This window comes from uncultured Proteiniphilum sp., from assembly GCF_937873925.1.
Taxonomy (GTDB): Bacteria; Bacteroidota; Bacteroidia; order Bacteroidales; family Dysgonomonadaceae; genus Proteiniphilum.
In genome coordinates, this window is sequence record NZ_CALNAT010000023.1 from 1 (window position 1) to 10,528 (window position 10,528).

The 10,528-nt window shown below is 40.0% G+C and carries 7 protein-coding genes and 1 pseudogene; 6 read left to right on the top strand and 2 right to left on the bottom strand.

What is annotated here, in order from left to right:
* The first annotated feature begins 258 nt into the window (after positions 1-258).
* The 6 genes and pseudogenes from Q0502_RS01450 to Q0502_RS01470 all read left to right on the top strand — a co-directional run.
* Complete coding sequence (locus tag Q0502_RS01450; RefSeq protein ID WP_298646310.1) at positions 259-2,034, top strand: RagB/SusD family nutrient uptake outer membrane protein; 1,776 nt, start codon at positions 259-261, stop codon at positions 2,032-2,034.
* 108 nt (positions 2,035-2,142) lie between these two features.
* Complete coding sequence (locus tag Q0502_RS01455; RefSeq protein WP_298646313.1) at positions 2,143-2,979, top strand: alpha/beta hydrolase; 837 nt, start codon at positions 2,143-2,145, stop codon at positions 2,977-2,979.
* Between the two features lie 227 nt (positions 2,980-3,206).
* Positions 3,207-6,044 carry a glycosyl hydrolase gene (locus tag Q0502_RS01460; protein WP_298646316.1) on the top strand — a complete coding sequence of 946 codons (2,838 nt, stop codon included), beginning with the start codon at positions 3,207-3,209 and terminating at the stop codon, positions 6,042-6,044.
* Positions 6,045-6,993: 949 nt separating this feature from the next.
* Positions 6,994-7,182 (top strand): MGMT family protein, encoded by a 189-nt coding sequence (locus tag Q0502_RS18895; protein ID WP_366521724.1) that lies wholly within the window; start codon positions 6,994-6,996, stop codon positions 7,180-7,182.
* Positions 7,121-7,258 carry an MGMT family protein gene (locus Q0502_RS01465; RefSeq protein ID WP_366521725.1) on the top strand — a complete coding sequence of 46 codons (138 nt, stop codon included), beginning with the start codon at positions 7,121-7,123 and terminating at the stop codon, positions 7,256-7,258. The genes Q0502_RS18895 and Q0502_RS01465 overlap by 62 nt, the downstream gene beginning before the upstream one ends.
* A 193-nt stretch (positions 7,259-7,451) precedes the next feature.
* Positions 7,452-8,097: pseudogene (locus tag Q0502_RS01470) on the top strand (methylated-DNA--[protein]-cysteine S-methyltransferase); the annotation flags it as partial.
* Positions 8,098-8,303: 206 nt separating this feature from the next.
* Here the strand turns inward: Q0502_RS01470 and Q0502_RS01475 are convergent.
* Both Q0502_RS01475 and Q0502_RS01480 read right to left on the bottom strand, forming a co-directional pair.
* Positions 8,304-9,281 (bottom strand): IS481 family transposase, encoded by a 978-nt coding sequence (locus Q0502_RS01475; RefSeq protein WP_298646322.1) that lies wholly within the window; start codon positions 9,279-9,281, stop codon positions 8,304-8,306.
* A 54-nt stretch (positions 9,282-9,335) separates the two neighbouring features.
* Positions 9,336-9,872 (bottom strand): hypothetical protein, encoded by a 537-nt coding sequence (locus Q0502_RS01480; protein WP_298646324.1) that lies wholly within the window; start codon positions 9,870-9,872, stop codon positions 9,336-9,338.
* Positions 9,873-10,528: the final 656 nt, after the last annotated feature.

A 10,528-nucleotide genomic window follows, 5' to 3' on the forward strand; every position in this document is an offset into this window, starting at 1 on the left:
GATCTCGATTATAAACAATTAAAAATCAACTGGATCTAAGTGTCCAGTAGTGAAAAATTATCAATAATGAAACCGACATGATTGAAATAATCATTAAACACCCGCAGGGGAATGATTATTTTAGATGTAAAAGGTTCCATATAGCAACAAGAAAAATAAGATAATCATATGAAACGAGCATGATAATCATCATCACACAAGTGGATGATCAAAAGCGAGTTCCATACGATACCTTTGAAAATAAATAATTTTAATCGTATGAAAATAAAGATATATTATATTTTGGTGTTGTTTATAGTGACATCAATAATAGGATGTGAATCAGACGATTCATTTTTAAGAGAAAATCCTTTCACGTTTTACACAGTTGATAATGCTTTCTCTACCTCTGCTCAAGTTGATCAGGCTTTAATAGCCAATTACTCTTATTTACGCAGTTTGTGGGCAAACCCGAACGGAGCTGCATGGATATATGATTTTAGAGGGAATGGTACAGATATGTATGATGTAGCAAACATACGGAGTAGTTCCACTTTTAACAATTATGGTGAGATCAACCCTTTAAAAGACAATTTTTATCAAATATTTAATGCGTTTTATGGGGTAATTGCGCGGGCGAACCTTACCATATATTCAGCAGAATTACCACAGGTAACTTGGGCCTCAGAAACGGATAAAGCATACGCTCTGGCCCAAGCCCGTTTTTTTCGAGCTTTTGCTTATAAAAATTTGGGCGAACTTTTCGGGGGTATACCTATTGTGACCGAAATCGTTACAACTCCACGTTATGATTTTGAAAGAACTACACGCATCGAGACCTATCAGTATGCTATTGATGAGATGGAAGCTATTGAAAATGATTTGCCGGAAACAACAAATAGCGGAGGACGACTTGTTCGCGGGGCAGTACAACATAACCTTTGCGAGTTGTACCTCGCCCTGGGTATTCAGATGGCAGCTGAAGGAAATACAAGCGGCGCTCAGACTGCATTTACCAAATCAATTACCTATGGAGATAAGGTGATTAACGGAGGTATTTATTCCTTAATTAATTCTCGATATGGTAAAAGAAAAAATGAAAATGCTATCATTATGAATGTATATAAGGATGGTGTGACCAATTCAATAATTGATACACTGATGTTCTCAACAAATTATTATTGGGATTTGTTTCAGGAAGGAAACGTGAACTATCAGGACGGTAATACTGAATGTATATGGGCAATGCAAATAGATTATGCTGCATACAGGGCCGGTGACACAAAATCCAGATTGCCCCATACCCGTGCTTTTGTTCCTGTTTTCCGTGTATTGTCGGCACACATGAAAGGGACTTTAGAAGATCTTGGTGGTCGCGGCATTTCTATTACTATGCCTACAATGTATACTAGAGATAGTATTTGGAGTGGAAAATTCAATACGGATATGCGGAATTCTGACATATGTTTCCGGCGCAGGTTTAAAGGGAATGTGGCCTCGTCTCCTTATTATAAAAAAGTTATTCCCTGGGATTTCATTTACAACGGCGACCCCAATGCAAATACAAATACGAACAACAAAAGTATAATGCATCCAATATCTTGTAAAGTTACCACCGACAAGTTTACAGGGGTAAGTGATGGCGAAGACATGAGTTATTTGTTTCGGGATGATTATTTCATTCGTCTGCCGGAAACAATCCTGCTTCGTGCAGAAGCTAAACAACGAAGCGGGGATAAAACCGGCGCTGCCGCAGACATCAATTTGTTGAGAGTTAGGGCTCAATGTTCGTATTTGGTCACAGCTTCCGATATGGATGATGATTTCAACATGATTCTTGATGAACGTGCCAGAGAATTGATGTATGAAGAAAGTAGATGGAATACCTTGCTACGCATGGGGGGAACAACTGCGGTAGATCGCATCAGAAAATATGCATATTGGCCAGTAGCAAAAACGACATTGATATTTGATTACAATTTATGGCCTATCCCTCAAAAAGTAATTGATTCCAATACCGAAGTAAAATTGGATCAAAATTCAGGCTGGGAATAAAAAATAAAAGGTAGATCTTTTTAGTTTTAAAAATACATAATGAATGAAGAAAAGGATGTCTCGTTAGGGACATCCTTTGTCCAGGTTAATTAATTTAAACTTTTTTATATGAAAAGGATTATTTTTTCTATTTTATTTTTGGCCATAGGGATTGCTGTTTCTGGTCAAATCAAGGGATACTTGATAAAACAAAATATTCCATATTATAATGAGGAAGTCAGAAAATCAGATAGTTATATTTATGAAAGATGCCTTTTGGATATTTATTATCCTGAAAATGTCAAGGGTTTTCCTACCATTGTATGGTTTCATGGAGGTGGATTAACAACAGGAGATAAATCCAAATCATTTCCATGGGAGCTTGCAAAAAATGGAGTGGCTGTTGTATCTGTCAACTATCGGTTGTATCCCAAAGTTAAATGTCCAAAATATTTGGAAGATGCTGCATCTGCTGTCGCCTGGGTTTTCTCTCATATAAAAAGTTATGGTGGCGATCCAAAATTTGTCTTCGTGGCCGGACACTCAGCGGGAGCATATCTCACTAATATGTTAGGATTAGATAAAAGGTGGTTATCCGCGTATCATATTGATGCTGATAGTATTGCCGGTTTATTTTCCGTAAGTGGTAATGGCATTACACACCAGGCCATAAGAGATGAGCAAGGGATTTCGAATAAAATACCAGTTATAGATAAGTATGCGCCACTGTTTCATGTTCGGGCTGATGCACCCCCTCTTTTCCTTATGACAGGTGATCGGGAAATGGAGTACATTGGAAGATATGAAGAAAATGCATATTTTATGCGAATGATGAAACTGGCAGGGCATAAAAAAACAATTTTATATGAGTTTGATGGCTATGGTCACGATATTACAATACCTGCATTTCCATTGATGTTAAAACAGGTGAATATCATTTGTGGACAAATCAAGAAAACTGATTAAATTTGAAACAAAAACAACGGTTGGGAACACAGGTAAATCCCCGTTTCTAACTTTTATATTACCTTTAGCATTGTCATACCCCCGCTTTGAAGTAAGGGTATGACTTTGCATAGAGAAATACATATCAATAAAAAACTATGAAGACAACTATCTGCCTGATTTTATTTCTTTTTTTGTTTTCGTGTTCAAACTCCAAAAACGAGATTTCTGAAATAAGTTACAGTCATTTGAAAGAGAATTTTCAGAATCCCCCGGCCGAATCCGGGGTAAACTGCTGGTGGTGGTGGCTCAATGGCAACGTAAACAAAGCGGCCATCACAAAAGATCTGGAAGCGATGAAATCGAAAAATTTCCAGGGAGCGATGATTTTCGATGCCGGCGGCCACAACCAGCGCGGCAATAAAGACATCCGGACCGGGCCACTGTACGGAACAGATGAATGGAACGAACTTTTTGTATTTGCTCTTGACGAAGCTGAACGGCTGGGACTGCAAATGGGGTTCAATATCCAGAGCGGATGGAACCTGGGAGGGCCGATCGTAATCCCACAATACACTGCCAAACAGATTACCTGTTCCGAAACCAAAATTTCAGGAAACAAAAAAGTGACCGTAAAACTGGAATTACCAAAAATCAGGAAGGACTTTTATAAAGACATTGCAGTGCTGGTTTTTCCGGTAAATGCAGAACAAAAAACCAGCGAAGTGATTTCCGACCTCGATTTAAAACTGGGATACCATGAGCTTGGCGGATCTGCCCCTGATACCCGGTTTTTGCTGGGCAACATCTCCCGTAACAAAACAAACAGCCCGGACAAAACAAGTTACATCGTAAAAAAGGAAGACATTTTAAACCTGACTTCCAAAATGGACAGTGAAGGTAACCTGGATTGGGAAGCGCCGGAAGGTGAGTGGAGTATTTTGCGTGTCGGTTATACCTGCACCGATGCACACGTTTCCACATCGAGCGGCAACTGGCAGGGAAGTGTACTGGATTACATGAGCAAAGAAGCCTTCGATTTTTACTGGAATACTGTTGTCGAACCTATTTTCAAAGCTGCCGGACATCATGTGGGGACAACATTAAAATATATGGAGACCGACAGTTGGGAATGCGGGGGTATGAACTGGACCGGTAATTTCCCTGAGGAATTTGAAAAATACCGGGGATACGATTTATTGAGCTATTTGCCAATTGTTGCCGGGTATGTGGTTGACGATATAAATACATCCAATGCTTTTCTGTCCGATTTCAGAAAAACGTTGGGCTATTTAGTTGCCAATAACCATTATGCACATTTTGCAGAATATGCACATCAGTATAATATGGGGATTCAGCCCGAATCGGCAGGACCGCACGCAGGCCCGATAGACGGGATAAAAAACTACGGGTTCAGCGATATTGTGATGAGCGAATTCTGGTCGCCCTCTCCGCACCGTCCTTTGCCGGAGAACCGCTTTTTTCTGAAACAGGCTTCGTCGGCAGCCCACATTTACGGGAAAAAGATTGTGGGGGCCGAATCGTTTACTACCATTGGTCCGCACTGGAACGATGAGTTGTGGTACGACCAGAAACCAGCCTTCGATCACGAAATTTGCGCCGGATTAAACCGGATGTACTTTCATACTTTTACCTGTTCGCCACCCGAAATGGGATTGCCGGGACAGGAGTATTTTGCCGGAACCCACATTAATCCACAGGTAACCTGGTGGGACCAATCGGCGTCGTTTATCGATTATATGCACCGGGTTCAGTCGGTAGTGCAAAACGGTAAATTCGTCGCCGATGTTTTGTATTATTACGGCGATCACGTACCTAACGTATTTCCTTTAAAACATTCTGATCCCGCCGGCGTTATGCCCGGTTTCGACTACGATGTAACGGATGAAACCATCTTTCTGCAACTGAAAATGAAAGACGGTAAAATTGTTGTTCCGGGAGGCATCGAGTATCGTGTGCTAGTCCTGCCTGATCATAAGGTATTGTCTCTTGACGTCCTGAAAAAAGTTGAAAAATTGCTTCGACAGGGGGCGCACATCATTGCTCATAAACCGGAGAAAATGGTTAGCCTGACTGGAGGCGAAAAAGGACAAAAACAGTTTCACAAACTGGCAGATAAAATCTGGGGAAATGAAATCTCTGAAAAAGGAGAAAAAAGACATGGAAAAGGACAGGTTACCTGGGGAATTACAGCAAAGGAATATCTTTTGGCGAAAGGAGTGCCGACCGATTTTGTTATTGAAGGGAACGACAGTAAAACGGATTACGATTATATTCACTACACCATTGGCGAAAGCGACGTCTATTTTGTAACGAATCAAACAACCGACAGAAAGAAAATAAATTGCCGGTTCCGTGTAGCAGGGTTACAACCCGAACTTTGGGACACTGTAACGGGCGAAATCCGCGAAGCACAAGCCTTCACCCAAAACGAAGGCTTAACAACCGTTCCTTTAACTCTGGAGCCTTACGAATCTGTTATCGTTGTGTTTAATAAGCCGATGGATAAAAACAGACAGGGTACGGCACAGCGGAATTATGCCGATTATAAGACTGTACAAAATATTACAGGAGCGTGGCAGGTAAATTTCGATACCCTGTGGGGAGGCCCGGCTTCGGTTACATTCCCCGAACTGATCGATTGGACAACCCACCCGAACGACGGGATCCGGTTTTATTCGGGTAGCGCCGTGTACAACAAAACTTTTACTATCGATTTTGAGTTTCGGCAGGATAAAGAGTATTTCCTGCAACTCGAAAATGTAAAAGACATAGGCATTGCGGAAGTAAAAATTAACGGGAAAGAAAAAGGAGTGCTTTGGACAAAACCATTCCGTATTGAAATCAGCCGGGAATTACAACCGGGAGAAAACAAGCTGGAGATTAAAGTAATAAATTCATGGTACAACCGGGTTGCAGGCGATGAAATGTTCCCGGATAAAAAACAATATACAAAAACGAATATCGTACTGATAAACGATTTCAGGGGAAGGCCCAAGCAGGAAATTCCCCTGGAGCCATCAGGGTTATTAGGGCCTGTAACCATTGAGGAAATGGTGGATTAATTTTTTATCTCTAAGTATCCCCAATGGAGTTCAACTGAGTTGTCCGGTTGGAATTGACATTAGCCAGTTGAAAAGCCTGATAAACTTTTAATCCATGTTTGCCCTGTCGCACGAATCATAGCAACTATTATTTTTGGGAAATCAATCTAAGCCAATTACATCAATCACCCTCCATGTGGCAATCCATTTTCAGGCAGGTATCCAAATTTATTCCGGTTCCATACGATTGAGAATCCGAATAATACCTTGCCGTACTTTTTCCAATTATATGCTGCGGTCGGGGCCACCATAGTTGATTATTTCAATAGCATCGGGAAGAATACGAATTCCAACCCAAAATTTGCTATTCTTTTTAATTTTGAACAAAATAAATACGATACAAAAAGCAATAATCGGGTAGTATACGCTTTATAATCGCATTACATTTGCACGATTAAATTGATATAAATATGGTCGAACATATAAAATTAGGTAGTACCTCTGAAGAGAGAAAAAGAAAACTCTGCTCTTTAATAAGATCAGGAGAAATCACTTTAGGAGGATATAAAAAGAACAAAGGCTATGGAAAGCCGGACTACCATTCGAGGTAAACATTATCGAACATAAAATTGTCAAAAACGTTCCCCAAAGAATGAGGCGATGAAACAAAAACCCACATACAAAGAAGTCGACCAACACAAAGAGTTGTCGTATCTAAGCAAGCAAACTGTACTCGACAGAATGATCGACGAATTACCGAATACCCGACATCGAAATTTTGGAATGGCAGTTGAACGACAATAGTTTATCTGTTCAATATTCTTACTTTGACAGTCCTTTCGGCGAAGTGCTGATAGCCAACACACCAAAAGGGGTTTGTTATCTTGGCGTTGTAAATGACCAGAGCGGATATGTGGCTAACGACTTTGAAAAAAGATAACCGCCCGTGATTACTTGAATAGTAAAATGAATGAACCTTTGGACATCTTTCCAGACCGAAATTTGGCGGCGGTTGTTGTATATTCTATTCGGAAAAGTTATAACCTATGCAACACTTGCCGGGCGCAATGACCATTCACGGGCTGCCGGGGCTGCTAATGGTCAAAATCCTATTTTTTTGGATTGTCCCCTGTCACAGGGTGGTTTACACAAACGGTAAATTCGACCGCTATTCATGGGGAAGAGATATAAAAACGAGGTTTCTGGCATGGGAGTTTGTCAATAGCAAAATTTAGAATTACCTCAAATGATACTATATGATAAAGATTCGTCTCTGCTGATCGGACACTTGAAAGGTACGAGTTTCCAGGTGGACATTTGGCAAAAATTAGTTCGTATCCCCGAAGGTAAATTATCAACCTGTGGTTCACTTGTTCCCAGCTTTAAGGGCGCACAAGCAATCGGTACTGCGGTCGGTTCAAATCCGGCCAGTATTTAAGTATTAAACACGCAAAGAAAATGCTAATAGAAACCCGTGCAACACCATTCGATGCCACCCACGAATTAGGATTTTCCGGCACAAGCCGCCTGCATGACCTGTTTGTAAACATTGAAGGAATGACCCCAGGAGAATATAAAAACGGCGGGGCGAACCTGTCAATCAATTATGCCTTTGCAGATACTCCGTTCGGTACCGTTATTATAGCTTCCACAGAAAAGGGAATATGCCATATGACATTTGCAGACAAAGGCCAGGAGGAAGCATTAGAACGCCTTAAAAGTTCATTCCCAAATGCTAAGTACAATCACTTCCTGGATATGAAACAGCAAAACGCTCTGTTCGTATTTACACAGGACTGGAGTAAGTTAAACGAGATAAAGTTACACTTGAAGGGTACAGAATTTCAGCTTAAAGTATGGGAAACCTTGCTTAAAATCCCTTCTGGTGGCCTTACCACATACTCAGACTTGGCTGTTAAAGCAGGATATGAAGGCGCACAAAGAGCCGTTGGAACAGCATTAGGTGGCAAATCCGGTTGTGTTTTTAATACCTTGCCACCGTGTCATAAAAGCCACCGGGATAATCAGAAATTATCACTATGGAGAAGCAAGAAAAAACGCTATCATCGGCTAGGAGGCTGCCAAAAAAGAAGCTATAACGGAATCCTTGACTATTAACGATGAAAAAAAAGCTGTCATTCGTTCAATGAACAGGAAAAAATGATATGATTATAACAGCGAATAGAAGGACTGATAATACCAGCCGCCATATCCAAAATTGTGCTATAACTATAGATTCGCTACAAATGGGTTTTCTAAGCCATAATTTCTTGGAATAGTCTATTTATTAGTATTCTTAAAACGTTTGAGATACTCATAATTTCTTGGCCATACCTCTTCTTTCGAGTCCCAAAACTGTTTGGTCACATCAGGTTGTATAGGGATTAGATGCTCAACCGATTTAAGTTTTTGCCATGGAGTTTTACCGTTTAATGATGAGTGGGGTCTTTTTTTATTATAAAACTCTTGCCATTCAATAGCTAAATATTCCAAGTTCAAAGAGTCATCAGATAGATCAAATAAAGACCAGAACTCCACCTTGTCGGTTTGCTGGGTTCTTTCAACTTTCCCGTTCAGGTGAGGTGTTTTAGGTTTTATCGGTCTGAACTTGATAAAATGCTCATGGAGTTCATACTGAAAATCATAATTGAAAAATTCCGTACCCCAATCTGTTTGAATTCGCTGGATTGGAAATTCAAATGTATCAATTACTTCGCTCAAAAAATGAATAGTATTTTCTACTTTCTTATTGGGATAAATCCGGATAGTTTTCATCCGGGTACAATCATCGATGGCTGTAAATTGATAGGCTCCTTTCCATATTTTAGTAGCATCCAGCTGAACCCTTTCGCCTGGAATCTCCTTGTTGTATCGTTTGTAATCGGACTTCTTTCGCCTTTTCACTATTGGTGAAACATTGTTATTAGATAATACTCTCCAGACAGTCATAGGGGAAAGTCTGATGTTTTTTCTCAACAAATGGATTGAGATACGTTGAGCACCCCATTTCTTTTTCCTTCGAAGTTCAAGGATAAGTAATTCAATTTCTTTTGAAACCTTTGTGTTTGTGAGGTTTTTAGGGCGTTTCGGCTTATCGGACAATCCAGATTCTCCCTCTTCACTATACCTTTTAATCCAACGGTACATGGTCGACCTGGCCACTCCACACCGGAGTGCAGCCTTCGATACAGAACCTACATCCTGATACACTTTAAGCCAATTTTTACGTGCTTTTATTTGCCTTTCATTATCCTTCATAAATCGGAAGATAATTGTTTTTTATAAGACTCAAAAAATAAATTTGTAGCGAATCTATTGATACTTTACAGATGATATCTGGTTCCGGTTTTGTTGTTGATCGTACGTTTTATTTGCTTTGAGTTGTTGGACAATATAATCGGCAATGTCGTAACCGGCCTTAACCCGGATCAGGTCGGATATCTCATAGGCTTTATTGAAAGCGCAAAGCCACCAGTCCTCGTCTTTCTGCAGGTCACATCTTTTACTGTTAAAAACTTCCCTATTGTCATCATCCAATAGATAATCAGCCAGACTGGTCTTAGGATAATCCTCCTTGTACTCTTTACACACTTGTTCAATACCCGGAATAGTATTTAAATTTTCTTCCTTCAGATTACAGGTCATTATCCGATGGTAGTCTCCATACTTATTTGCTCCTAACGCTATAATGTTATAGGCGAAAATAAATGTATCGTCTTCGGAAATAACATAGTATTTCCATCCTGACCTTATGGGCAATGGCTCTGTCGACCTCGTATTCTCTTTCGTTGAAAATAGTTGAGGGTGGCTTATCGGCATAAAATTGTTCATGACTACGGTATCTGGCATCGGCAAAGAGATACCGGTTAAAATAGACTTCTGTTTGTATTTTACTTCTTCTTAATGGGTAGAGATCGTAAACGGATTTTTTTACCTGGTCGTAGTGGTAAATCCTTTTCTTATTAATTTCAAGGTATTCTTTCGCTCTCATAACAGATTTGTATTCTCTAATACGACATGAAAGACTTCTAATGAATTTCAGAGAATAATTACCCAAACAATCTTTTGTTGAGTCGCACCAATCAATCTGACAAGATTGATTATTCAATGTGCAGCACATAACCCGGTAACCGGCCCGGTTGGCCAGAGATTATGTAATAAGGTTTTTTGCGCAAAAGAATAACCAGATTCTGTCATTTACCTAATTCCTTACAAATTATCATGACGTGCATATAATGCACGTTGTGATAATGATTTGCACCTCTATTATAATTACTAAACGATTTTCGGGGAGCTATAGTTTTGTTATCGAAACAAGATATTTCGATAATGAAATGATGAGGTGGAGATTATGGATAGGGGTGGTTAATTTTGGTTGTTTATGGTAAAATGTTTGACTGAAGTTTGACCAAACAAAAAAATCACCTACGGTTTTTGACCGTAAGTGATTGAGCGGCAAACGAGACTCGAACTCGCGACCCTCAGCTTGGGAAGCTAATGCTCTA